Origin of the sequence: Streptomyces sp. NBC_00287 (assembly GCF_036173105.1) — a bacterium.
Taxonomy (GTDB): Bacteria; Actinomycetota; Actinomycetes; order Streptomycetales; family Streptomycetaceae; genus Streptomyces.
The window spans coordinates 6,235,036-6,259,447 of sequence record NZ_CP108053.1; the positions used below are offsets into that span (position 1 = coordinate 6,235,036).

The following is a 24,412-nucleotide window of genomic DNA, read 5'->3' on the forward strand; positions in this document are numbered from 1 at the left end:
CTGTACCGGCTCTGTACCGACTTCGTCCGGTGTCCGAGTTTGCCGTTAGCCTGACGCGACGCACTCATATTCGGGATGGGGGACGGTCGTTACGCATGGCCAGGGAATTCCAACGCGGCCACAAGGCCAGGATCAGTGACCTCACCGCGGGCACGGATCTGTACGTAGGTGTGCAGATCTCCGGTCCCGGTCTGACCTTCGACATCAGCTGCTTCGGCCTCGACGCCGATGAACGGCTTTCGGACGACCGTTACTTCGTCTTCTTCAACCAGCCGAAGTCCCCCGAGGAGTCCGTTCAGCTCCTGGGTGCCCAGGCCGGCGACACTGAGTCCTTCCGGGTCACGCTGGACCGGATCCCGCCGCAGATCCACAAGCTGGCGTTCACCGCGACGATCGACGGCGCCGGGCAGATGTCGCAGATCAGCCCCGGATACATCCGCATCGTGGCCGGTGGCGAGGAAGTCGCCCGGTACGCGTTCAACGGCTCGGAGTTCAGCACCGAACGCGCCGTCATGCTGGGCGACTTCTACCTGAAGGACGTCTGGCGGTTCGCCGCGGTCGGACAGGGCTTCGACGGCGGTCTGGACGCCCTGTTGAAGAACTTCGGCGGCGAGGTCATGGAGGAGGAGACTCCCGCCCCGGCCCCGCAGCAGCCGCAGTCCGGCGCGACCCCCGGCTTCGCGCCCCCGGCATTCGGCGCCCCGGCAGCCCCAACGCCCGCTCCGGCACCGGCTCCGGCACCGGCTCCGGCACCGGCTCCGGCCCCCGCGCCGCAGCCCGCCGCCCAGGGCTTCGCGCCTCCGCCGCCCCCGGCACCGGCCCCCGCACCGTCGGTGCACGCCCAGCCGACGATCATCGCCCCCATGACGCCGCCCGGCGGAACTCAGGTACCGCCGCCGGCGCCCGCCCCCTACGGCCAGCCCGCCCAGCCGCAGCAGCCGTACGGCCAGCCCCCGAGCGCACCGCTGCCCCCGGGCTACGGCCAGCCCCAGGCCCCGCAGGCACCGCAGGGTTACGGCCAGCCGACGCCGCCCCCCGGCTACGGTCAGCAGCCGGCCTACGGACAGGTTCCGGGCCAGCAGGCCGCCCCTTATGGCGCGCCGCAGGGTTCCGGCCAGGCGCCCGGTGTGGCCGCCGCGCTGGAGCAGTTCAGGGAGACGCCCACCGGGCAGCGCTGGACGCAGCAGAACAAGAAAATGGTCCGCGTCGACCTCGGCATCGGCGGTCAGCCGGTGCTGGCCCGGCAGGGCAGCATGGTGCTCTACCAGGGCAAGGTCGACTTCAGCTACAAGGGCGCCGGGTTCGCGGGCCGTATCGCGGGCAACGCGACCGGCCAGGAGATGCAGCTGATGCGCTGCACCGGCCAGGGCCAGGTGTTCCTCGCCGAGAACTCCACGATGCTGCACCCCATCGAGCTCCAGGGCGACGGGGTCTGCGTCTCCGCCGAGAACGTCCTCGCCTTCGACGAGAGCCTCCAGTACGAGGTCCGCCGTATCGAGGGCCATGGCATCCCCGGCGGTGCGCTGTTCACGATGCAGTTCACCGGCACCGGCACGATCGTCGTCAAGACGCACGGCACGCCCGTCGTCCTGCCGGTCACGCCGACCACGTTCGCCGACTGCAACGCCGTGGTCGCCTGGTCGTCGGCCGCCCAGGTGGTCGTCTCCAGCCAGGTCCGCATGCGTCGCAACGCCTACCCCGGCGACACCGGAGAGAGCGTCAACCTCCAGTTCCGGGCCGCTCCCGGCAACTTCATCGTCGTCCAGCCGTACGAGATCTGAGGGAGCCCGTCATGAACCAGCCACTCGCGGGCTACGCCCCCGCACCGGTCACCGCCCGCATGGAGAACCACGGCAACCACATGCTGAAGGTCGCCATGCAGACCGGGAACGACCTCCTCGCGCGCGTGGGGTCGATGGTCGCCTATGAAGGCTTCGTCCAGTACGAGCCCAACCCGCCGGCCGTGCGCCAGATCGCCAAGGACTGGATGACCGGCGAGGGCGCACCCCTGATGAAGTGCTCCGGCGACGGACTGCTCTACCTCGCCGACTACGGCGCGAACGTCGTCGTGATCAACCTCAACGGCGACGGCATCTCCGTCAACGCCACCAACCTGCTCGCCTTCGACGCGCATCTGACATGGGGCGTCGAGCGGGTGAAGGGCCTGGCGAAGTTCGCCGGACAGGGTCTGTGGAACACCAAGATCTCCGGGCAGGGCTGGGTCGCGCTGACCTCCCGGGGCAAGCCGATCGTCGTCGACTGCGGCGGCGGCGAGAACGAGACGTACGTCGACCCGGACGCGCTTGTCGCCTGGTCCCCGAACCTCAAGGTGAAGGGCAAGCGCAGCTTCAAGGCACAGTCGCTGATCGGCCGGGGCAGCGGCGAGGCCTACCAGATGGCCTTCTCCGGCCAGGGCATCGTCGTCGTCCAGCCCAGCGAGGACAGCACCGACCGCCTCCGAGTCCGGGGCTGAGGGGGAGCACCACACCATGCAGAGCCCGCTTTTCGCCTACAACGACCAGCAGTCCCAGGAGCGTTGGAGCCTGCAGAGCAAGCAGATGCTCCGGCTCACCCTGGAGGGCCACGACGACATCCTCGCCCGCAAGGGCACGATGGTCGCCTACCAGGGGCTCGTCGAGTTCGACGCCGAGTACCAGGGCAGCGGACAGTCACGCGCGCGTGCCCACACCGGGGAGGGCCTGGACCTCATGCGCTGCCACGGGCAGGGCACGGTCTACCTCGCCAACCTCAAGCAGCACATCCACATGGTGGATGTGGAGCAGGACGGGCTGACCGTCGACAGCAGCTATGTGCTGGCCATGGACTCCTCGCTGCACCACGAGGTCATCGCCGTGGACAGCCTGTACGGCATCTCCGGCTCCGGTAAGTACCAGCTCAACATCACCGGCCGCGGCAAGGTCGCCCTGATGACCTCCGGCATGCCGCTGATGATGCAGGTCACCCCGGACAAGTACGTCAACTGCGACGCCGACGCGATCGTCGCCTGGTCCACCAGCCTGCGCGTCCAGATGCAGGCCCAGACGCACTCCTCCGGGGTGTGGCGGCGCCGCGGCAACACCGGTGAGGGCTGGGAGCTCAGCTTCATGGGCAGCGGCTACGCGCTCGTGCAGCCCAGCGAACTGCTGCCACCGCAGAACGCCCAGGTCGGCTCGGGCCTCGCCGCGCAGTACGGCATGGGCCAGCAGGGCGCCCGCGGCCAGAACCAGGGCAACGTCTGGAGCTGAGTTCAGGTAAGGGGTGACGGCACGGGCGGTCACCCCTTACCGCTTCAGAGCCTGGCGCGGGTTGCTTCAAGCAGCCGTACGACAGAGTCGTCCGCTACGTCCGCCACCTCGTCGTAGGCGAACCACCGTAGGTCGAGCGACTCGTCGCTGATTGCCTCCACCGCTCCACGCGGGGCTATGGCGGCATACTGCACGTCCAGGTGCCAAGCGCAGGGCGTCCGGTGCCGGTCCAGGCGGACCGGGGTGCTCCGCAACAGGCGCAGCGAGGGGATCCCCGACTCTTCCGTTGCTTCGCGGAGCGCGGCGCCCGCGAGCGTGGTGTCGCTGCGTTCGCAGTGCCCGCCCATCTGGAGCCACATACGCAGCTTCTTGTGGAGCGTGAGCAGGACACGATCACGCTCCGGGTCGATCACCAGCGCGCTTGCCGTGATGTGCCCGTCCGTGCAGTCCTTCCACATTCCGTCGGGATGACCGTCCAGATGGTCCAGGTAGACCTGACGGAGGTCCTGCTGGTCCTCGTAGGTCTTCAGCACCTGGACCGCGTCGCCGTACAGAGTCACTCGGAGTCGTCGTCCTTTTCCCGCTTCTCGGCGGAGCCATCCGCCGCCTCGCCGAGCATCTTGTCCAGCTCGGAGAAGTCCAGCTGCTCACGGTGCACGAAGCCGTCGGGGTCGTCCAGGTCGGTCGCCGTCGGCAGCATGTCCGGGTGGGCCCACAGCGCGTCACGGCCGTCGACTCCGCGCGCGTCCGTCAGCGACGCCCACAGACGCGAGGCGTCACGCAGCCGACGCGGGCGCAGCTCCAGACCGATCAGCGTGGCGAACGTCTGCTCGGCCGGGCCGCCCGAGGCGCGGCGGCGGCGCAGGGTCTCGCGCAGCGCGTCCGCGGACGACAGACGCGGCTTCGCGGCCGCGTGCACGACTGCGTCCACCCAGCCCTCGACCAGCGCCAGAGCCGTCTCCAGACGGGCCAGGGCGGCCTTCTGCTCGGGCGTGTCCTCCGGCTGGAACATGCCCTGCTGAAGGGCGTCCTGCAGCTGCTCGGGGTTCTGCGGGTCGAACTGGCCGACCACGTCCTCGAGCTTGGCGGTGTCGACCTTGATCCCGCGCGCGTAGCCGTCGACCGCGCCGAACAGATGCGAGCGCAGCCACGGGACGTGCGCGAACAGGCGCTGGTGGGCGGCCTCGCGCAGGGCGAGATACAGCCGCACCTCCTCCTTGGGCACGCCCAGGTCCTTGCCGAACGACTCGATGTTCACCGGCAGCAGGGCGGCCTTGCCGGCCGGGCCGAGCGGTAGGCCGATGTCGGTCGAGCCGACGACCTCGCCCGCGAGCACGCCGACGGCCTGCCCGATCTGGGTGCCGAACATGGCGCCGCCCATGGAGCGCATCATGCCGATCAGCGGGCCGGCCATGGCCTGCATCTCCTCCGGCAGGACATCGCCCATGGCGGTGCCGACGCGCTCGGCGACCGGGTCCACGAGCTCCTTCCAGGCCGGCAGCGTCGCCTCGACCCACTCCGCGCGCGACCAGGCCACCGCGGAGCCGGCCCCGGACGGCAGCGACGTCGCATCGTCGAGCCACAGGTCGGCCAGGCGGACGGCCTCCTCGACGGCGGTGCGCTCGGCGGGGCCGACGCTCGCGTCCTTGGTGCCGTCCGACGTGCCCTGGGAGACCGTCTGGCGGGCGATCTGCTTGGCCATGTCCCAGTTCACCGGGCCGCCCTCGTACGAGAGCATCTGGCCGAGCTGCTGGAATGCGGCGCCCAGGTCGGTGGGGTTCAGCGAACCGAACATGGCAGCGAACGGATTGTCCGCACCGGGGCCGCCAAAGCCCCCGGCGCCGGGCAGGCCGCCGTAACCGAACGGGTTGGCAGGTCCCTGACCACCACCGCTCTCCTGGTCCTTCTTCTTGCCCTCGTCGCCGTCGTCCGGCTCCTCCGGCGGAAGGCCGAATCCGAATGGGGTGTCACTCACGGGATTCCTCGGCTGGTAAGGCCGCCGGTTCTGCCCCGACGGCGCGACTGCCCGATAACACCACCCAGCGTAGACACCACAGGCCGTTAGGGCCTCGGTGCTTCGCCGACTCTCGGCCTGCGGCAGGATGGATGCCACCTGGTACGTACGCGTCACTCGCGTATCTACTGAAGACAACCGCTGGAGACGCCCGGTGAGTTCCCCTGATCCGCAGGTTCGCGCAGCGCGAAACCAGTCAACCAGTCCCGCCGCGCGCGGGCCCGTCGTGGCGGTCACCGGTGCCGCGTCCGGCGTCGGAGCGCTGCTCACCGAGCGGCTGGCCGCGTCCGAGGAGATCAAGCAGGTCATCGCCATCGACGAGCGGCGTGGCGAGTGCGCGGGTGCGCAGTGGCACATCCTGGATGTGCGGGATCCGGCGATCGCGGACAAGCTCCGGGGCGCCGATGTGGTCGTGCATCTCGCGCTCGATCTGGATCTGGAGACCGACGCTGCCGCCCGGACGGCGTACAACGTCCGGGGGACACAGACCGTGCTGACCGCTGCCGCGGCGGCCGGGGTGCACCGGGCCGTCCTGTGTACGTCCTCGATGGTCTACGGCGCGCTTCCCGACAACGAGCTGCCGCTGTCGGAGGACGCGGAGCTGCGGGCGACCGCTGAGGCGACCGGGGTCGGGGATCTGCTGGAGATCGAGCGGCTCGCCCGGCGGGCGCCTCGGGCGCATCCCGGGCTGAATGTGACCGTGGTGCGGCCCGCGGTCCTCGTGGGAGGTACCGACACCGCGCTGACCAGGTATTTCGAGTCGCCGCGGCTGTTGGTCGTCGCCGGGTCGCGGCCTGCCTGGCAGTTCTGTCACGTCGAGGACCTGTGCAGTGCTCTGGAGTACGCCGTCCTGGAGAAGGTCGAGGGGGAGCTTGCCGTCGGGTGTGACGGGTGGCTGGAGCAGGAGGAGGCCGAGGAGCTCAGTGGGATCCGGCGGATGGAGTTGCCGTCCGCGGTCGCCCTGGGGGCGGCGGCTCGGCTGCACCGGATCGGGCTGACGCCATCGCCGGCCGGGGATCTTGCTTACACGATGTATCCCTGGGTGGTGAGCGGGAGCCGGCTGCATGACGCGGGGTGGCGGCCGCAGTGGACGAACGAGGAGGTGCTGGCCGAGCTGCTGGAGGAGGTGGCCGGGCGGCATACGGTTGCGGGGCGGCGGCTGGGGCGCAAGGACGCTACGGCTGCGGGGGCCGCGGGCGCGACGGTGGCGCTGTTGGGTGCGGCCGCGGTGGTGCGGCGGGCGCGGAAGGCTCGACGGCGGATCTGAGGCGCACGGCTGCCCGCAGCCACGTCGGCACTGCTCCCCTGTAGGAGGCTCCAAAACGGCACGCGTGTGTGCCGGGTGATTTCGGTATTCCGTGGGTTCCTTCGGGTGGGGCACGATGGGGGCATGGCACCCATGAACGACCATCCCGGTGAGCAGGCCGGGCAGGATCCCATCAAGTTGATCTCTGTTCGGGAGACCGCGCTCTCGCTCGACGAGGTTTTCCGGGCTGTCGGGGACGACGCCGCCGGGGGGACCGCGCTGTTCGTCGGGACCGTGCGGAATCATGACGGGGGTGCCGATGTCGATGAGCTCGGGTACTCCTGCCATCCCAGTGCCGAGAGCGAGATGCGGCGGATCGCCGAGAAGGTGGTCGGTGAGTATCCGGTGCGGGCTCTCGCCGCCGTGCATCGGATCGGGGATCTCCAGGTCGGGGATCTCGCCGTCGTCGTCGCCGTCTCCTGTCCGCATCGCGGTGAGGCCTTCGAGGCCTGCCGGAAGCTGATCGACGATCTCAAGCACGAAGTGCCCATCTGGAAGCACCAGAAGTTCTCCGACGGCACCGAGGAGTGGGTCGGCGCCTGTTGAGCCACCGCCAACCGGCCCCACCCAGCCCTCCGGTTGCGTAACCGCACCCCTGCCCCGAGCGTTGTCAGTGCGGATGGTTAATCTGCTGATCAGTCAGTTGCGGTCGCTCATTGGGGTTGGGAGGACGGGATGGCGGCGCTCGCCTGGTTGCTGATTCCGCTTGTCGCTGCGATCGGCGCCGGTCTGTGGGGCAGTTGGGCCAACCGGACCCGCAAGGTCCGTAGCGACGGTCCTGAGCTGGACGGATATGCCCGGTTCCGCGCGGCCATGGAGAAGACGCGGCCCTGACGGGACGCTGACAGGGCCGTCCCGTACTGTCGAGGCATGCCACGCCGCACCGCGACGATGCTCGCCTCCACCCTGATGCTGATCGCGCTTCTGTGCGCGGGAGTGTTCATCCCCGTGCCGTATTCGGAGATGTCCCCGGGGCCGACGGTGAACACGCTCGGGGACCACGGCGGCGAGCCGGTGCTGCAGATCTCGGGGCGCAAGACGTACGCCGCCGAGGGGCATCTGAACATGACCACGGTCCGGGTCACCAGCGCCGACTACAAGATGAACCTCGTCGAAGCCGTCTACGGCTGGCTCGCGCACGACAACAAGGTCGTACCGCACGAGACCCTCTACCCGGACGGCAAGACGGAGGAGGAGTCCACCCAGGAGAACGCCGAGGAGTTCAGCCAGTCCCAGGAGAGCGCGAAGGTCGCCGCCCTGGAGGCGCTGGACATCCCGGTGCAGTCCTGGGTGATCGTCTCCACGGTCGTCAAGGACTCCCCGGCCGAGGGCAAGCTGCACGCCGGCGATGTGATCAAGGCGGTCGACGGCAAGGCCGTGAAGGAGCCGGCCGACGTCGCCGAACTGGTGACCGAGCACAAGCCCGGCGAGGACGTCGACTTCACGATCGTGCCCGCCAAGGAGCAGGCCGCGGCCGAGAAGGAGCAGCGGCCCGCGACCAAGACGCAGAACGTCACGATCACCACGGCCACGTCCGAGGACGACGGTGAGAAGCGCGCCATCGTCGGGATCTCCGCCGGGACGGACCACACCTTCCCGTTCACCATCGACATCAAGCTCGCCGACGTGGGCGGGCCGAGCGCGGGTCTGATGTTCGCGCTCGGCATCTACGACAAGCTCACCCCGGGCAGCCTGACCGGCGGCGCCTTCGTCGCGGGCACCGGCACCATCGACGACGACGGCAAGGTCGGCCCCATCGGCGGCATCGAGATGAAGACGGTCGGCGCCCGCGACCGGGGCGCCCAGTACTTCCTCACGCCGGCCGACAACTGCGCGACCGCCGCCAGGGACACCCCCGACGGCCTCACCCTCGTCAAGGTCGGCACCATGGACGACGCGCTCGGCGCCCTGAAGGACATCCGCGCCGGCGACACCGCCGACCTGCCGAAGTGCAGCGCCGGCTAAGTCCTACTCCTCGAACGTCGCCGCCAGCGCCTCAGCCAGACCCGGCACCAGATCCTTGCCCGTCAGGACGTCCGTCGGGCTGTCCTTCTCGCGCAGGCGCAGGGCAGACTCGCGAGTTCCGTCGCGCAGCACCGCGACCGTCATCCGGACCTCCTGACGCTCCGGGTGCTGTGCCACCCACTTCGTCAGCGCGGCCTCGCTCAGGTCCTGCGGAACCTGCGCCTCCGCGGACGGCGGCAGCATCAGCCGCTCCACGGTGAGCGCGCAGCCGGTCACCGCGTCGGGCCAGGCGATGGTGCCGAGGAACTCATCCAGCGGCTTGCCCGTTGGAACTTCATCCTGCTCGATGGGGGTCAGGCCGGAGGTCTCCGGCTCGTTCTCCAGGCCGAGCTGGCGGGCGAGGCCGGGTTCCTGGGCCCGCAGTCGTGCGGTGTCTACGAGGGCGAACAGACGGGCGGGCTGATCCCAGCCGAGGCCGGAGGCGTACTCGTCGATCTCGAGTACGGCCCGGGTGAGCGGGCTCGCCGCCATGGGAGTGTTGGACATGGTCACAATCCTGCCTCGTTCCCACCCGGAATCGGGAACCGAGTAAAGCGTGAGTAAGTTGCATAGGTGTGGGCCTACGATCACGAGGCCCCCCGGAGGGCCCGAAAAGTCGAGGGCCTGACGGATCGACAGCGAACTTCGAGGTGCGCACCTTGGCTTTCCAGATGCCGGACCGCGGCGGAGGCCCCACGGGGCCGCGGATCAGAGTGGGCCGCCCGTCCCGGCGTGTCCGGACCCTGCTCATGACGCTGGGCGTCCTTGCCGTACTCGGCATGGCGTTCACCATGTTCGCCGGCTTCTGGACGGACTGGCTGTGGTACCGGTCGGTGAACTATTCGTCCGTCTTCACCACCACCCTGTGGACGAAGATCGGTCTCTTCTCCGTCTTCGGCTTGCTGATGGCCCTGTCGGTCGGCTTCAACATCTGGCTGGCCCACCGGCTGCGCCCGCCGCTGAGTGCCATGTCGATGGAGCAGCAGAGCCTCGACCGCTACCGGATGGGCATCGCGCCGTACAAGAAGTGGCTGCTGCTCGGGATCACCGCGCTGGTGGGTCTGATCGCGGGCGCCTCCGCGTCCGGTCAGTGGCGGACCTGGCTGATGTGGGTCAATGGCGTGTCGTTCGGCCAGAAGGACCCGCAGTTCCATCTGGACGTCAAGTTCTACGCCTTCGACCTGCCCTGGTACCGGTTCCTGCTCGGCTTCGGCTTCGCCGCCGCGATCCTGTCCCTGATCGCCGCCGCGCTCACCCATTACCTCTACGGCGGGCTGCGCATCACCAGTCCCGGCGCGCGTGCCACCGCGGCGGCCACCGGACATCTGTCGGTGCTGCTCGGCATCTTCGTCGCGCTGAAGGCGGTCGCCTACTGGCTCGACCGGTACGGCCTGGCCGTGAAGTCCAGCGACTTCAAGGCGACCGACAACTGGACCGGCCTGAGGTACGTCGACGCCAACGCCTATCTGCCGGCCAAGACGATCCTCTTCTGCATCGCGGTCATCTGCGCCCTGTTGTTCTTCGCCACCCTGTGGCGGCGCACCTGGCAGCTGCCCGTCATCGGCTTCGGCCTGATGGTGCTCTCGGCGATCCTCATCGGCGGTCTGTACCCGGCGATCGTCCAGAAGTTCCAGGTCCAGCCGAACGAGCAGGCCAAGGAAGCGCCGTACGTCAACAAGAACCTCAAGGCGACGCGCGAGGCGTACGGCATCGACGACGCGGAGGTCACCGAGTACTCGGGGCAGGGTACGGCCGAGGACAAGACCAAGCTGCGCGACGAGGCGGACGCCGCGGCGAGCATCCGCATCATGGACCCGAACGTCGTCTCGCCGACCTTCCAGCAGCTCCAGCAGATCAGGAACTACTACGGGTTCCCGACCAACCTGGACGTGGACCGGTACAGCAAGGACGGCAAGGACCAGGACACGGTCATCGGTCTGCGTGAGCTGAACCTCAACGGCATTCCGAAGAACAACTGGATCAACGACCACTTCCGCTACACCCATGGCTACGGCGCGGTCGCCGCCGAGGGCACCAGTGCCGACTCCCAGGGCCGCCCGGTCTTCACGGAGTCCGACCTGCCGTCCAAGGGCGACCTCGGCAAGTACCAGCAGCGCATCTACTACGGCGAGAAGACCTCGACGTACTCGATCGTCGGCGGTCCCCAGAAGGAGATCGACTACTCCGACGACACCGGCGAGAAGACCTACAGCTACGAGGGCAACAGCGGGGTCAATCTCTCCAACCCGATAAACCGCGCCGCCTACGCGGTGGCGTTCAGCGAGCCGCAGATCATGTACTCCGGGGCGATCGGCGAGGGTTCGCGGATCCTCTACAACCGCACGCCCAAGGAGCGCGTCGAGGCGGTCGCGCCCTGGCTGACCATCGACGGTGACGCCTACCCGGCGGTCGTGGACGGCAAGATCCAGTGGATCGTCGACGCCTACACGACCACCAACGGCTATCCGTACGCGTCCCGTACGACCCTCGGTGACACGACGGCCGACTCGCTGACCGCGACCAACAACTCCCGCGCGGTGGTGGCCCAGCAGAACCAGGTCAACTACATCCGCAACTCGGTGAAGGCGACCGTCGACGCGTACAGCGGTCAGGTCAAGCTCTTCCAGTGGGACACCCAGGACCCGGTCCTGAAGACCTGGATGAAGGCCTTCCCCGGCACGGTGAAGTCCAAGAGCGACATCTCGCCCTCGCTCATGGCCCATCTGCGGTACCCGCAGGACCTGTTCAAGGTCCAGCGCGAGCTGCTCAGCCGCTACCACGTGAACGACGCGACGACGTTCCTCAGCGGCAGCGAGGTGTGGCAGGTGCCGGACGACCCGACCAACAAGTCGGGCAACGCCGTGCCGCCGTACTACCTGAGCATGAAGATGCCCGACCAGAAGGCCCAGGCGTTCTCGCTGACGACGACGTTCACACCGAACGGCCGTGACAACCTCAGTGCGTTCATGGCGGTCGACGCGGAAGCGGGCACCAGCGACTACGGCAAGATCAGAATCCTGAAACTGCCGACGAACACCACCGTCAACGGACCTAAACAGGTCCAGAGCCAGTTCAACTCCGAACAGGACATCGCCGAGACGATCAGCCTCCTCAGCAGAGGCGACTCGAACGTCGAGTACGGCAACCTGCTCGCGGTGCCACTTGACGGCGGACTGCTCTACGTCGAACCCGTCTACGTCCGCGGTGGCGGGCTCAAGTACCCGCTGCTGCGCAAGGTGTTGGTGACCTACGGAGGCAGTACGGCCTTCGAGGACACCCTCGACCAGGCCCTCAACAAGGTCTTCGGAGCGGAGGGCACGACTCCACCGCCACCGGACGACGACGGTGACGGCCCCACCGAGCCCACACCACCACCGACAACCGAGGACCCGACGGTCCAGGAGGCGCTGAACGACGCCCAGAAGGCCTTCGAGGACGGACAGCAGGCGCTGAAGGACGGCGACTGGGAGGCGTACGGCAAGGCGCAGGAGGCCCTGGAGGAGGCGCTGCGGCGGGCCGAGGAGGCCCAGTCCGGCGAGTCCGGTGACGGCGACGGCGGGGCGAGTCCCAGCCCGAGCCCCAGTCCTGACAGCAGCTGATCAAGAGCCCACTCCACGCCGTGATAGTGTTCCAAACACAACGGCGCGGGGTGGAGCAGCTCGGTAGCTCGCTGGGCTCATAACCCAGAGGTCGCAGGTTCAAATCCTGTCCCCGCTACTGAAAGCGAAGGCCCGGATCCTCACAGGATCCGGGCCTTCGTGATGTGCGAACGCATGTGCCGAGGGGTGGTATGGCCGTGCCGCTGTGGGGAGTTGGCAGAACTGTGTTTGACTTGTCTCTCTGTGGGCATGTCGACAAAACGCTGAAGTGACCTCACTGGCTGCGGTATACCAGGTGTACCCAGGTTGCAGGTGGTGCGACGATGGACGTTATGGGGGACAAGGCAACTCTGTTGGAGACAGGGCGTTTTGTGCAGTCTTCCGACCGGGACGAAGCCGGTGAGGCTGCCGAGGAGCTGCGCCTGCGGCTCGCCGCCGAGGCCGGCGATGTCGAGGCGATGAGCGTCCTCGGCTCTCTGCTGCTGCGCCGTGGTGATCTCGACGGAGCCGAGCCCCAGTTGCGTGCCGCCACCGCCGCGGGAGACCGTGCCGCCGCGAACAATCTGGGAGTTCTTCTTCATCAGCGCGGGTACGCCGACGAGGCCGCGGGCTGGTGGCGGATCGCCGCCGTCGCCGGATCGGCCGCGGCCGCGCACGCGCTCGGCCGTCATCACCGCGAACGCGGGGACGAGCCGGCCGCCGAGTACTGGCTGCGGCAGTCCGCCGAGCAGGGGCATGCGCTGGGTGCGTACGCGCTCGCCGATCTGCTGGAGCACCGCGGAGACGCCGGGGCCGAGCAGTGGATGCGGGCCGCGGCCGAGCGGGGGCACCGGGAGGCCGCGTACCGGCTGGCGCGAGCGCTGGACCGGAGGGCCGCGGGGGACGCCGACGGTGACAACGGTGTCGGGGGCGACTCCGGCGCTGCTCCAGAAGCCGTGGAGGAAGCCGAGCAGTGGTACCGGCAGGCCGCCGCGCGTGGGCATCGGCGGGCCGCGCTGCACCTCGGCGCGATCCTGGAGCGCCGCGGTGAGCTCAAGGAGGCCGGGCGCTGGTATCTGACGTCCGCCAAGGACGGCGAGGCGCGGGCCGCCTGTGCGCTCGGGTTCCTGCTGCGCGACGCCGGGGACACCGAGAGCGCCGCCGTGTGGTGGCTGCGGGCTGCCCAGGAGGGGGACGGGAACGCCGCGAACGCGCTGGGCGCGCTGCATGCCGAGCGGGGCGAGACCCAGACCGCCGAGCGCTGGTACCGGGCCGCGATGGACGCCGGTGATGTGAACGGCGCGTACAACCTCGGACTGCTCTGCGCCGAGCAGGGGCGGACCGCGCAGGCGGAGCAGTGGTACCGGCGTGCGGCCTATGCCGGGCACCGGGAGGCGGCCAACGCGCTCGCGATTCTGCTGCTCCAGGGTGGAGACACCGCCGGCGCGGAGCCGTGGTTCTCCAAGGCGGCGGAGGCGGGAAGTGTGGACGCCGCCTTCAACCTGGGGATCCTCTTCGCCGGGCGGGGTGACGACGGCGTCGCGCTGCGCTGGTACGAGCGGGCCGCTGCAGCCGGGCACACCGAGGCCGCGCTCCAGGTCGGCATGTCCCGGCTGCGGGACGGGGACGAGGCCGGGGCCGAGCGGCATCTGCGCTGTGCGGCGGGGGGCGGCAGCGCGGAGGCCGCGTACCGGCTGGCCACCGTGCTCGACGCCCGTCGGCCGCCTGCCCCCGCGCATGAGCTCGGGGAGTCCGTGCACGAGAAGAGCGAGTGCGAGGAGTGGTACGAGCGGGCGGCCGGGCAGGGGCATCGGCGGGCGCAGGTGCGAGTGGGGATGCTCGCCGCCGCGCGAGGCGATGTCGTGGAGGCGGCCCGGTGGTACCGGGAGGCCGCGGAGGCCGGGTCCCGGAACGGCGCGTTCAATCTGGGGCTGCTGCTCGCTCGGGAGGGGAGTGAGCCGGAGGCTGCCGTGTGGTGGACTCGGGCAGCTGACGCCGGGCACGGGCGGGCGGCGTTGCGGCTTGCCCTGGTCTACGCGCGTCGCGGGGAGCTGGCGGAGGGGCAGCGCTGGGCCGACCGCGCGGTGGCTCTGGGGCCGGGGGAGGTTGCGGAGCGTGCGGCGCGGTTGCGGGATGCGCTGCGCGAGGAGCTGTCGGCGTGACGCCGTTAAGCGATTTGCTTCTGTCTGCGTCCTTGACGTAATGTTCCATTCATCGACGCGGGGTGGAGCAGCTCGGTAGCTCGCTGGGCTCATAACCCAGAGGTCGCAGGTTCAAATCCTGTCCCCGCTACTGAAGGCCAAGGGCCGGAATCCGAAAGGGTTCCGGCCCTTGGTGTTGCTAGCCGCCGTGGCCCACGGCTTCCTCGTACAGGGCTCGTGTCACTGTTCTGGATTCCGGCAGCGGCGAGCCCGTCGTGGCGCCCTGCGCCTTGTATGCCGCCTGCAGGCGCGTTGTTGTGCCCGCACGGATCTCCCAGTCCATGCGCAGGGGCGGAGTTGAACTCAGGACTTCCTTGTCCGTCTTCAGGAGTTTCGCCAGGTATGTGACGAAGCTCTCGTCCGCCTTGTAGTCCGACGCGAAGTACGTGTTCAGCGTCCGGATGTACGCCCTCAGCAGCGCCACCCCGGCATCCACGTCCTCCTGCAGCAGCGCCCGGCCGTACAGCATGCCCCCCAGCGGCTCGCCTCTCGGCTGCCCGCCCAGGAACGCGTACCCGGGTTTCCCGTCCACCCTGCGCCACACCGGGTCCAGCAGCCAGGCCGAGTCCACGCCGCCGTTCTGGAGGGCCGTCAGTACGTCCGCCGAGCCCAGTTGCTGGTACTGGATCCGGTCCAGGCCGCCGCCGTGTTTCCGCAGCGCCTTCTCCATGGGGTACGCGATCACCGAACCCTTCCCGATCATCGTGCCCAGCCTGCGGCCGGCCATCGGGACGTGCTCGGCGTCCTCGCCGTCCCTCAGCCGCACCCACAGGCCGCTCTTCGACCCGGGGCCGGGGGAGAAGTTCCCCGCCACCCACCTGATGTCGAAGCCGCCCCGGATGCCGTTCATCACCGCCGCCTCCGGAGCGGCCCACAGCGCGTCGATCTCACCCTTGGCCAACAGGGGCAGCGCGTCCGGCGTGGGCAGCACCTTCAGCGTGACGTCCAGGCCCTCCTTCGCGAACTCGCCCTTGTCCAGGGCGACTTGGAGCGGTGCCACGTACTCCGCGCTCAGGGTTCCCGTCGCGATCGTCAGGCTCCGGCGTTCCGCGAGCGGTCGGGCCGGCGGGGCGCCCGGCTGGCAGCGGGCCGGCACGCGGTTCGGTGAGCGGTCCTTCGGGTCCGTCCAGGACGTGGACCCGCAGCCCTCCACCGGGCTGATCGTCCGGCCTTCCACGTCCGCCCCGGACGCCGAATCCCCTTCGTACGGCGAGGAACAGGCCGCCACCGCGAGCAGCGCGAGTACGGCGCCGTAGATCCGTATGTTCATGACTGGCCCCTTCCGCGGTCCCTCGGTGCCCAGGGGGTGAGCAGGCGGCCCGCGAGGCGGACCAGCTCGGAGAAGGCCACCCCCATGGCGGCCACGCACACGATGCCCACGAACATCACGTCGTTCTGGAACAGTGCGCGGGAATCGAAGATCAGGTGGCCCAGGCCGTTCGTCGCGGCGATCTGTTCCGAGGCGACGATCACCAGGACCGCCACGCCCGCCGCGATCCTCGCGCCCACCAGGACCGAGGGGAGGGAGGCGGGGAGCAGGACATGGCGGAACATCTGCCAGGGGGAGGCGCCGAAGACGCGGCCGGCGTCGCGGTGGCCCTCGGGCACCGACATCACCGCCGACATTGTCGAGATCCACACGAAGAAGAACACCGTCGCCGCCACCAGTGCCACCTGCGGGCCTTCGCCCAGGCCGAACATGTTCAGGAAGACGGGCAGCAGAGCCAGCTTCGGTACGACGTACAGCGCGTCCAGCAGCGGTTCCAGGGCCGCTCGGACCAGCGGGAGCGACCCCATCAGCAGGCCGAGCGCATAGCCCGCGGCCGTCCCGATCGCGTAGCCCGCCAGGACTCGCTTCAGCGTCGCCCAGACGTCGGGCCACAGATCGCCCGCCGCCGCTCGGTCCCAGCCGTCCGCCAGGATCGTCGACGGGGCCGGGTACACGCGGTCGTCCATCCAACCCTGGACGGCGGCCAGTTGCCACAGCAGGATCAGCGCCGCGGGGACCGCCAACGCCAGGAAGAGCTCCAGTGCTCGCCTGCGCCGGTGCGTGCGCGCCGGGTGGAGTTCCTGTGGGCCCGGGGCGCGGACCAGGACCGATTCCCGTTCCGGGCGAGTGTCATACCGGGACCGCCTCCTTCCTCAGCAGGTCCCACAGTTCGCTCTTCAAGGCCGTGAACTCGGGGGCCGAGCGGATCTCGCCGGTGCGTGGGCGGGGGAACGGCGGGCGGTGCTCGGCGATGATCCGGCCCGGGCGGGCCGACAGCACCAGGACCCGGTCGCCCAGCACGATCGCCTCTTCCAAGCTGTGGGTGATGAAGAGGGTGGTGGTGCGGGTGGTTTGGGTGAGGTCCAGTAGCTCCTCCTGGAGGATCATGCGCAGTTGGGCGTCCAGGGCCGCGAACGGCTCGTCCATGAGAAGGAGTTCCGGCTCCACCGCCAGCGCCCGCGCGATGGCCACGCGTTGGCGCATTCCGCCGGACAGCGCTGCGGGGTACGCGTGCGCGAAGTCCGACAGGCCCATGCGGGACAGCCACTCGTCCGCCCGCTTGTCGGCCTCGCGGCGTGGGACGCCCTGGATGTCCAGGCCGAAGCGGACGTTCGCACGGACCGACTTCCAGTCGTAGATGCCGTAGTCCTGGAAGATCATGGCCGCCGGGCGGGGCGCTGACGTGCGGATCTCCAGGCGGCCTGTGCTGGGGCGGAGCAGGCCCGCGGCGATGCGCAGGAGCGTCGACTTACCGCAGCCAGAGGGGCCGACGATGCAGACGAACTCGCCCGGCGTGATGGTGAGATCGAGGGGGCCCAGGGCTGCCACCGCGCCCGGACCCCTGCCGAAGGTGCGGGTCAGGTCTTGTGCTCGGACTTTCGGATACGGCTCTCCCACTGCTGTCTCCTCGCGGAGTGCGGAACGGACTGGTGGGTGCCGCCGACGATATGACGGTCAGTCAGATACTGGAAGGTCGCGTACGCGAGCGGCAAAAAGCCCCGGCACCGATCACTCGGTGCCGGGGCTCCTCGCGGGCGTCTGGTTACGCGGCTGCCGCGCAGTTCGGGCAGATGCCGCGGTAGGTGACCTCGACGTCGGAGACCGTGAAGCCGAAGCGCTCCGAGGAGGGGAGGTCGGCGAGCGGGTTGCCGGTCGGGTGGACGTCCCTGATCGCGCCGCACTGGGCGCAGACCAGGTGGTGGTGCGGACGGTGCGCGTTCGGGTCGTACCGCTTGGCGCGCTTGTCGGTGGCGACCTCCAGCACCTCGCCGAGGGTGACCAGCTCGCCCAGCGTGTTGTAGACGGTCGCGCGGGAGATCTCGGGCAGCTTGGCGACAGCCCTGGAGTGGACCTCGTCGGCCGTCAGATGGACGTGTTCGCCGTCGAGGACCTCGGCCACGACGCGCCGCTGCGCGGTCATCCGCCATCCACGTCCGCGCAGCCGTTCCAGAAGGTCACTCATGCGCTACAGCCTAACAGCAAGGGGGACCAGGTCCCGAATGGGTGTGACTTTGGAACCTTATTTGACTTAGACATTGTCCATTGTAGGATCGGGAACGGCTTTAGCCAAGGGACAGGTACAGCAAGGCATGGCGCAGGAGGCACACGTGACACAGGGACCGCTCACCACGGAGGCCGGCGCACCGGTGGCCGACAACCAGAACAGCGAGACCGCGGGCGTCGGCGGCCCCGTGCTCGTGCAGGACCAGCTCCTCCTGGAGAAGCTGGCCCACTTCAACCGTGAGCGCATCCCGGAGCGGGTGGTGCACGCCCGCGGCGCGGGTGCCTACGGCACCTTCACGGTGACCGCCGACGTCACGAAGTACACCCGCGCGAAGTTCCTCTCCGAGGTCGGCAAGCAGACCGAGACCTTCCTGCGGTTCTCCACGGTCGCGGGCAACCTCGGTGCGGCCGACGCGGTGCGTGACCCCCGCGGCTGGGCGCTGAAGTTCTACACCGAGGAGGGCAACTACGACCTCGTCGGCAACAACACCCCGGTGTTCTTCATCAAGGACGCCATCAAGTTCCCGGACTTCATCCACACCCAGAAGCGCGACCCGTACACCGGCTCCACCGAGGCGGACAACGTCTGGGACTTCTGGAGCCTGAGCCCGGAGTCCACGCACCAGGTGACCTGGCTCTTCGGCGACCGCGGTATCCCCGCCTCGTACCGCCACATGAACGGCTACGGCTCGCACACCTACCAGTGGAACAACGAGGCCGGCGAGGTCTTCTGGGTCAAGTACCACTTCAAGACCGACCAGGGCATCAAGAACCTCACCCAGGCCGAGGCCGACGAGCTCGCGGGCAAGGACCCCGACTCGCACCAGCGTGATCTGCGGACCGCCATCGAGCGCGGGGAGTTCCCGACCTGGACCGTGCAGGTGCAGATCATGCCCGCGGCGGACGCGGCGACGTACCGCTTCAACCCGTTCGACCTCACCAAGGTGTGGCCGCACGAGGACTACCCGCCGATCGAGATCGGCAAGCTGGAGCTCAACCGCAACCCGGAGAACATCTTCGCCGAGGTGGAGCAGTCGATCTTCAGCCCGGCCCACTTCGTGCCCGGCATCGGCCCGTCCCCGGACAAGATGCTCCAGGGCCGCCTCTTCGCGTACGGCGACGCCCACCGCTACCGCGTCGGCATCAACGCCGACCACCTCCCGGTCAACCGCCCGCACGCCACCGAGGCGCGCACCAACTCCCGCGACGGCTTCCTCTACGACGGCCGCCACGGCGGTGCGAAGAACTACGAGCCGAACAGCTTCGGCGGCCCGGCGCAGACCGACCGTCCGCTGTGGCAGCCGTACGACGGTTTCGGCGGCGGCACGGGCAACCACCCGGCGCCCGTGCACGCCGAGGACGACGACTTCGTGCAGGCGGGCAACCTCTACCGGCTGATGTCGGAGGACGAGAAGTCCCGTCTGATCGAGAACCTCTCCGGCTTCATCGCCAAGGTCTCGCGCGAGGACATCGTCGAGCGGGCGATCGACAACTTCCGCAACGCGGACGACGACTTCGGCAAGCGGCTGGAGGCCGCGGTCCAGGCCCTGCGCGGCTGAGAATCCCACCAGCACTGGATTGCTTGTCGAAGCGGGCCGGATCTCCTGAGGAAGGGGATCCGGCCCGTTCGTGTGTTCTCAGGCGGGAACCTTCTGCCGTAGCGGCGCCCAGCAGCGGATGATGTCGCGGACCGAGACGATGCCGACGGGTTCGTCGTGGTCGAGGACGATCAGATGGCGGAAGCCGCCGTGTGCCATCGCGTGGGCCGCCTCCTCCAGGGTCCAGGACGGAGCCGCGAAGACGACGTCGGTGGTGGTGTGGGCGTGGGCCTGCTCCGCGTCCGGGTCCTGACCCAGGCCTACGGAGTTGAGGATGTCGCGTTCGGTGAGGATGCCGATACCGCCGGCGTCGGGGTCGAGGACGACGGCCGCGCCCACCTTGCGGGCGGACATCAGCGCGGCGGCCTGGCGAAGGGTGTGGGTGGGGCCGATGGTGAGGACCACGGTGCTCATGGCGTCGCGGACGAGCATGGATGCAGCCACCTCCTGGGGACTCTCCGCCGCTTGTTCACCGTTTCACAAATTCACAAGGGGCGGGACTTTCAGAGTGGCAGGCAAAGGGAGGGTCAACAAGAGGGCGCGTGGAGCTCAGTAGCGCTCGTTCAGGTAGCCCAGGAGCTCGTCGTGGAGCAGACCGTTGGACGCGGCGGCGTTGCCGCTGTGCGGGCCGGGGCGGCCGTCGAGGCCGGTGAAGGTGCCGCCGGCCTCCGTGACGACGATGGCGGTGGCGGCCATGTCCCACAGCGACAGCTCGGGCTCCGCACAGATGTCCACCGCGCCCTCGGCGACCATCATGTACGGCCAGAAGTCGCCGTACGCGCGCGTGCGCCACACTTCGCGGGTGAGGTCGAGGAAGCCGCCCAGCCTGCCCTGGTCCTCCCAGCCGGTGAGCGAGGAGTACGCGAAGGAGGCGTCGCTCATCTTCGAGACACGGGAGACCTTCAGACGGCTGGCGGAGGAGAGGCTACGGCCGGTGAAGGCGCCGTGGCCCTTCGCGGCCCACCAGCGGCGGCCGAGGGCGGGGGCGGAGACGACGCCGACGACGGGCTGGTAGCCGCCCTCGCCCGCCTCCATCAGGGAGATGAGGGTGGCCCAGACGGGGACGCCCCGGACGTAGTTCTTGGTGCCGTCGATGGGGTCGATGACCCAGCGACGGGGTCCGGTGCCCTCGATGCCGTACTCCTCGCCGAGGATGGCGTCCCTCGGGCGGGCGCGCTGGAGCTGGCCGCGGATGAGCTCTTCCGCCGCCTTGTCCGCTTCGCTGACCGGGGTCATGTCCGGCTTCGTCTCGACCTTGAGGTCGAGGGCCTTGAACCGGTCCATGGTGGCCGCGTCGGCGGCGTCCGCGAGGACGTGGGCGAGGCGGAGGTCGTCCAGGTAGTCGGGCATGTGGTGAACGGTATCTGCCGCTGGTCTTACGGGGCCAGCGGGGCCGAAGTGCGGACGGGGCGGGGGGTAGGGGGCGCTCATCGGGGTGGAGGGCGCCGGGCTGTGCGCTCGCGGACCCTTGACAGTGCCCGCGTGCGCGTCAAATCTGGGCGCAGAGCCGGGCCCCTGGGAGGCGACGATGCCTGCAGCGCGGGAATCTCTGCTGGATGCCGCATATACGGCGCTTGCGCGTCGGTCGTGGTCGGCGGTGCGAATGGTGGATGTGGCCGCTGCGGCCGGGGTTTCGCGGCAGACCCTCTACAACGAGTTCGGGAGCAAGGAGGGGCTCGCCCGGGCGCTCGTTCGGCGGGAGGCCGATTCCTATCTCGCCGGTGTGGAGCGGGCGTTGAGCACGCAGTCCGACGCCCGGGACCGGCTCACCGCCACCGCCGAGTGGACCACCTCCGCGGCCCGCGACAACGCCCTCGTCCGCGCCATGCTCACCGGCTGCTGGAGCGAGCGCCTGCCCTCGCCGACCCTCTCGGCCGTCCCGTCCTCCTCCGCCGTACCGGCGCAACGCCGCGCCGACGGCGCGCTGCCTTCACCCGGCGACTTCGTGACCATCGTCCGCGACCGTGCTGTGGCCGCCCTGTCCGGACCCGGCGCCAACAAGTCGGACAGCCACGAACTCGCACGATCCTGCGAACTCGTCGTCCGGATCGCGCTGTCGTGTGTGGCGGCTCCACCGGGAGAAGGCGGTGTGGCCGATCTCGTACGGGGCGCCCTGCACAGGCAGTTACAGGCCTGAACTCCCCTAGTGCGCAGAGCCCGACAGCTGAAGCCCGATGACCCCCACGATCACCAGGCTGATCGAGACGATCTTCAGCGTCGACACGATGTCGCCCAGGAAGATCATTCCGTAGATCGCGGTGCCCGCCGCGCCGATGCCGGTCCACACCGCGTACGCCGGGCCGACGTCGAGTTTTCTCAGGGACAGTGTCAGCAGACCGAAGCTGCCGAGCGCGAAGATGCAGAACGCGACCGTCGGCCAGAGTCTGGTGAAGCCGTGGGAGAGTTTCAGACAGACCGCGAACCCGGTTTCGAGCAGTCCCGCCACAACGACCAGCAGCCACGCCATGTGCTGTCCTCCCGTATCCCCACGTACTGTGACCGCTTCGTCTGGCTTTGGTCAGGCTTGGTTCCGGCTCGGTGCGATTATGCCCTTACCGGACTCGGGTGGAGACAAACAACGCGGAGGTCAGTCGCCTTCCTTGCGCTCCCTCGTGGACAGCAGCCTGCGCAGTGAGTACAGCCGCGCCGGGTCCGCGTGACCCTCGGCCACCCACTGGTCGAGAGCGCAGTCCGGCTCATCATGACTGCACGCGCGCGGGCAGCCCTCGGTTCCCGATTCCAGGTCCGGGAAGGCGTGGATCACGCGGGACGGATCGACGTGCGCGAGCCCGAAGGACCGTACGCCCGGGGTGTCGACGACCCAACCGTCCGTACCGGCCAGCGGAAGCGCCAGCGCCGACGTCGTCGTATGCCTGCCCCGTCCCGTCACCGCGTTCACCACGCCCGTCAGCCGCCGCCGCTCCTGCGGCACCAGCGCGTTCACCAGGGTCGTCTTGCCGACGCCCGAGTGGCCCACGAACGCCGTGATCTTGCCGTCCAGTTCCGCGTGCACCCGTTCCGCCGCTTCACCGTTCTCCAGCTCCGCGCGGCTGGTGACGACGTACGGGATGTCCAGGTCGCCGTAGAGCTCCAGGATCTTGTCGGGCGGGGCGAGGTCCGACTTGGTCAGGACCAGGAGGGGGCTCAGGCCGCCGTCGAACGCGGCCACCAGGCAGCGGTCGATCAGACGCGGGCGGGGTTCCGGGTCGGCGAGGGCGGTGACGATCGCCAGTTGGTCGGCGTTGGCGACGACCACGCGCTCGAACGGGTCGTCGTCGTCCGCCGTGCGGCGCAGCACCGAGGAGCGCGGCTCGATGCGGACGATACGGGCCAGGGTGTCCTTCTCGCCCGAGAGGTCGCCGACGATGGCAACCCGGTCCCCGACCACCGCCGCCTTGCGGCCCAGTTCGCGGGCCTTCATCGCCATCACCACCCGGTCCTCGACCAGGCAGGTCAGCCGGCCCCGGTCGACGGTGAGGACCATGCCCTCGACCGCTTCCTCGTGCTTGGGGCGGATGTTGGTACGCGGCCGGTTGCCCTTGCGGTTCGGGCGGCTGCGGATGTCGTCCTCGTCGGTGTGCTTGCTGTAGCGGCGCATGATCCCGGTCCGCCCGTCAGTTCCCGAGCATTCGGGCCCACATATCGGGGAAGTCCGGCAGGGTCTTGGCCGTCGTCGCCACGTTCTCGATCTGCACGCCCTCGACCGCGAGGCCGATGATCGCGCCGGCGGTCGCCATGCGGTGGTCCTCGTATGTGTGGAAGTTGCCGCCGTGCAGCATGCGCGGGCGGATGTGGAGACCGTCGGCGGTCTCGGTGACGTCGCCGCCGAGTTCGTTGATCTCCTTGGTGAGCGCGGCCAGCCGGTCCGTCTCGTGCAGCCGCAGATGCGCGACACCGCGCAGGGTCGAGGGGGAGTCCGCGAGGGCGGCGACGGCCGCGATGCCCGGGGTCAGCTCGCCGACGTCGCTCAGGTCCACGTCGATGCCGTGCACGGCGCCCGAGCCGGTGAACTCCAAGCCGTACTCGGTCAGTTCGCAGGAACCGCCCATCTCGGTGAAGATCTCGCGCAGCCGGTCCCCGGGCTGGGTGGTGCGGGACGGCCAGTCCGGGATCAGCACCTTGCCGCCGGTGACCAGGGCGGCCGCCAGGAACGGCTGGGCGTTGGACAGGTCCGGCTCGACGGTGAGGTCACGGCCGAGCAGCGCGCCCGGCGTGACCCGCCAGACGTTCGGCTCGCCGCCCGACTCGGGGGTGTCCACCTGGGCGCCGACCGCGCGCAGCATGTCCACCGTCATCCGGATGTGCGGCATGGAGGGCAGCGTGGAGCCGGTGTGCCGGACCTCGACGCCCTGGTTGAAGCGGGGGCCCGACAGCAGCAGGGCCGACACGAACTGCGAGGAGGACGAGGCGTCGATCTCCACCGGGCCGCCGTCCAGGGCGCCGCCGCCGTGCACGGTCAGGGGCAGCGCGCCTCGGCCGTCGTCGTCGATCCGGGCACCGAGGACGCGCAGCGCGTCGATCACGCCGTTCAGGGGGCGCTCGTAGGACCTCGGGTCGCCGTTGAACCGGATGTCGCCGTCGGCGAGGGCCGCGACGGGGGGCAGGAAGCGCATGACGGTGCCGGCGTTGCCGACGTCCACCGTGGCGGGGCCCCGCAGGCCCGTGGGCAGGACGCGCCAGGCCTCGCCGGAGCCGTCGGGGCCCACGCCCTCCTCGATCTCCACGCCCATCGCGCGGAGGGCGGCGGCCATCAGGAGGGTGTCGCGGGAGCGGAGGGGGCGGCGGAGCCAGCCGGGTTCGCTGGCGAGGGCTGCGAGCACGAGGGCTCGGTTCGTGACCGACTTGGACCCGGGCACGTGGACGGTCGCTTCGACGGCACCGCGCGCGTGGGGGGCGGGCCAGAGGGCGGTTTGTGCGTTGTTCGGGGCCATGGCCCCACTCTATAAGTAGGCGGTTGTTCGGGTGCGGCGCCG

General features: G+C 69.5%; 23 protein-coding genes and 2 tRNA genes. 13 read left to right on the forward strand and 12 right to left on the reverse strand.

Annotated elements, in window-relative coordinates:
- Positions 1–95: 95 nt before the first annotated feature.
- The 3 genes from OHT76_RS28545 to OHT76_RS28555 are packed head-to-tail and all read left to right on the forward strand — an operon-like array spanning position 96 to position 3,245.
- Positions 96–1,781 (forward strand): TerD family protein, encoded by a 1,686-nt coding sequence (locus tag OHT76_RS28545; protein WP_328873722.1) that lies wholly within the window; start codon positions 96–98, stop codon positions 1,779–1,781.
- A gap of 11 nt (positions 1,782–1,792) precedes the next feature.
- The gene (locus OHT76_RS28550; protein WP_015657951.1) at positions 1,793–2,473 is read left to right on the forward strand and encodes an AIM24 family protein; all 681 of its coding nucleotides are present in this window, start codon (positions 1,793–1,795) and stop codon (positions 2,471–2,473) included.
- Between the two features lie 16 nt (positions 2,474–2,489).
- Positions 2,490–3,245: an AIM24 family protein gene (locus OHT76_RS28555; protein ID WP_328873723.1), complete on the forward strand. Its 756-nt coding sequence runs from the start codon at positions 2,490–2,492 to the stop codon at positions 3,243–3,245.
- A gap of 44 nt (positions 3,246–3,289) precedes the next feature.
- On the opposite strand, the gene OHT76_RS28560 is transcribed toward OHT76_RS28555, so the two are convergent.
- Positions 3,290–3,805 (reverse strand): NUDIX hydrolase, encoded by a 516-nt coding sequence (locus OHT76_RS28560; RefSeq protein WP_328873724.1) that lies wholly within the window; start codon positions 3,803–3,805, stop codon positions 3,290–3,292.
- Positions 3,802–5,220, reverse strand: a complete 1,419-nt coding sequence (locus OHT76_RS28565; RefSeq protein ID WP_328873725.1) for a zinc-dependent metalloprotease — start codon at positions 5,218–5,220, stop codon at positions 3,802–3,804. The genes OHT76_RS28560 and OHT76_RS28565 overlap by 4 nt, the downstream gene beginning before the upstream one ends.
- Before the next feature lie 193 nt (positions 5,221–5,413).
- Here OHT76_RS28565 and OHT76_RS28570 point away from each other — a divergent pair, with 193 nt between their 5' ends.
- From OHT76_RS28570 to OHT76_RS28585, 4 genes are all read left to right on the forward strand, one after another.
- Entirely contained in the window at positions 5,414–6,526 is a 1,113-nt protein-coding gene (locus OHT76_RS28570; RefSeq protein WP_328873726.1) for an SDR family oxidoreductase, read from the forward strand.
- Positions 6,527–6,649: 123 nt separating this feature from the next.
- A complete protein-coding gene (locus OHT76_RS28575; RefSeq protein WP_328873727.1) occupies positions 6,650–7,111 on the forward strand; it encodes a molybdenum cofactor biosynthesis protein MoaE in 462 nt (153 codons plus the stop codon).
- A gap of 129 nt (positions 7,112–7,240) precedes the next feature.
- On the forward strand, positions 7,241–7,399 hold the full coding sequence (locus tag OHT76_RS28580) for a hypothetical protein (RefSeq protein WP_188292446.1): 159 nt from the start codon (positions 7,241–7,243) through the stop codon (positions 7,397–7,399).
- A 36-nt stretch (positions 7,400–7,435) separates the two neighbouring features.
- Complete coding sequence (locus OHT76_RS28585) at positions 7,436–8,530, forward strand: YlbL family protein (protein ID WP_328873728.1); 1,095 nt, start codon at positions 7,436–7,438, stop codon at positions 8,528–8,530.
- 3 nt (positions 8,531–8,533) lie between these two features.
- Here the strand turns inward: OHT76_RS28585 and OHT76_RS28590 are convergent, their stop codons facing one another.
- Positions 8,534–9,076 carry a PPA1309 family protein gene (locus tag OHT76_RS28590; protein ID WP_328873729.1) on the reverse strand — a complete coding sequence of 181 codons (543 nt, stop codon included), beginning with the start codon at positions 9,074–9,076 and terminating at the stop codon, positions 8,534–8,536.
- A gap of 143 nt (positions 9,077–9,219) precedes the next feature.
- Here OHT76_RS28590 and OHT76_RS28595 point away from each other — a divergent pair, with 143 nt between their 5' ends.
- From OHT76_RS28595 to OHT76_RS28610, 4 genes are all read left to right on the forward strand, one after another.
- Positions 9,220–12,168 carry a UPF0182 family membrane protein gene (locus OHT76_RS28595; RefSeq protein WP_443049846.1) on the forward strand — a complete coding sequence of 983 codons (2,949 nt, stop codon included), beginning with the start codon at positions 9,220–9,222 and terminating at the stop codon, positions 12,166–12,168.
- Between the two features lie 44 nt (positions 12,169–12,212).
- Positions 12,213–12,286, forward strand: a tRNA-Met gene (locus OHT76_RS28600).
- Between the two features lie 205 nt (positions 12,287–12,491).
- Complete coding sequence (locus tag OHT76_RS28605) at positions 12,492–14,309, forward strand: tetratricopeptide repeat protein (RefSeq protein ID WP_328873730.1); 1,818 nt, start codon at positions 12,492–12,494, stop codon at positions 14,307–14,309.
- 56 nt (positions 14,310–14,365) lie between these two features.
- Positions 14,366–14,439: transfer RNA gene (locus OHT76_RS28610), tRNA-Met, on the forward strand.
- Between the two features lie 48 nt (positions 14,440–14,487).
- Here the strand turns inward: OHT76_RS28610 and OHT76_RS28615 are convergent.
- The 4 genes from OHT76_RS28615 to OHT76_RS28630 form a co-directional block, all read right to left on the reverse strand.
- Positions 14,488–15,618, reverse strand: a complete 1,131-nt coding sequence (locus OHT76_RS28615) for an ABC transporter substrate-binding protein (RefSeq protein WP_328873731.1) — start codon at positions 15,616–15,618, stop codon at positions 14,488–14,490.
- Entirely contained in the window at positions 15,615–16,361 is a 747-nt protein-coding gene (locus tag OHT76_RS28620; RefSeq protein WP_328873732.1) for an ABC transporter permease, read from the reverse strand. The genes OHT76_RS28615 and OHT76_RS28620 overlap by 4 nt, the downstream gene beginning before the upstream one ends.
- 106 nt (positions 16,362–16,467) lie before the next feature.
- Complete coding sequence (locus tag OHT76_RS28625) at positions 16,468–17,235, reverse strand: ABC transporter ATP-binding protein (RefSeq protein WP_328873733.1); 768 nt, start codon at positions 17,233–17,235, stop codon at positions 16,468–16,470.
- Between the two features lie 145 nt (positions 17,236–17,380).
- Positions 17,381–17,800, reverse strand: coding sequence for a Fur family transcriptional regulator (locus tag OHT76_RS28630; RefSeq protein ID WP_328873734.1), 420 nt, complete (start codon positions 17,798–17,800; stop codon positions 17,381–17,383).
- 127 nt (positions 17,801–17,927) lie between these two features.
- Between OHT76_RS28630 and OHT76_RS28635 the strand changes: the two genes are divergently transcribed.
- A complete protein-coding gene (locus OHT76_RS28635) occupies positions 17,928–19,400 on the forward strand; it encodes a catalase (RefSeq protein WP_328873735.1) in 1,473 nt (490 codons plus the stop codon).
- A 78-nt stretch (positions 19,401–19,478) separates the two neighbouring features.
- Here OHT76_RS28635 and OHT76_RS28640 read toward each other — a convergent pair whose 3' ends face one another.
- Together OHT76_RS28640 and hisN are read right to left on the reverse strand one after the other, a co-directional pair.
- Positions 19,479–19,871 carry a CBS domain-containing protein gene (locus OHT76_RS28640; RefSeq protein WP_328873736.1) on the reverse strand — a complete coding sequence of 131 codons (393 nt, stop codon included), beginning with the start codon at positions 19,869–19,871 and terminating at the stop codon, positions 19,479–19,481.
- 117 nt (positions 19,872–19,988) lie between these two features.
- Positions 19,989–20,789: a histidinol-phosphatase gene (gene hisN, locus OHT76_RS28645; protein ID WP_328873737.1), complete on the reverse strand. Its 801-nt coding sequence runs from the start codon at positions 20,787–20,789 to the stop codon at positions 19,989–19,991.
- A 178-nt stretch (positions 20,790–20,967) separates the two neighbouring features.
- Here hisN and OHT76_RS28650 point away from each other — a divergent pair, with 178 nt between their 5' ends.
- A complete protein-coding gene (locus tag OHT76_RS28650) occupies positions 20,968–21,576 on the forward strand; it encodes a TetR/AcrR family transcriptional regulator (protein WP_328873738.1) in 609 nt (202 codons plus the stop codon).
- Positions 21,577–21,582: 6 nt separating this feature from the next.
- On the opposite strand, the gene OHT76_RS28655 is transcribed toward OHT76_RS28650, so the two are convergent.
- From OHT76_RS28655 to aroA, 3 genes are all read right to left on the reverse strand, one after another.
- Positions 21,583–21,906, reverse strand: coding sequence for a DMT family transporter (locus OHT76_RS28655; RefSeq protein ID WP_328873739.1), 324 nt, complete (start codon positions 21,904–21,906; stop codon positions 21,583–21,585).
- A 120-nt stretch (positions 21,907–22,026) separates the two neighbouring features.
- Positions 22,027–23,037, reverse strand: a complete 1,011-nt coding sequence (gene rsgA, locus OHT76_RS28660) for a ribosome small subunit-dependent GTPase A (RefSeq protein WP_328873740.1) — start codon at positions 23,035–23,037, stop codon at positions 22,027–22,029.
- Positions 23,038–23,053: 16 nt separating this feature from the next.
- The gene (gene aroA / locus OHT76_RS28665) at positions 23,054–24,370 is read right to left on the reverse strand and encodes a 3-phosphoshikimate 1-carboxyvinyltransferase (protein WP_328873741.1); all 1,317 of its coding nucleotides are present in this window, start codon (positions 24,368–24,370) and stop codon (positions 23,054–23,056) included.
- Positions 24,371–24,412: the final 42 nt, after the last annotated feature.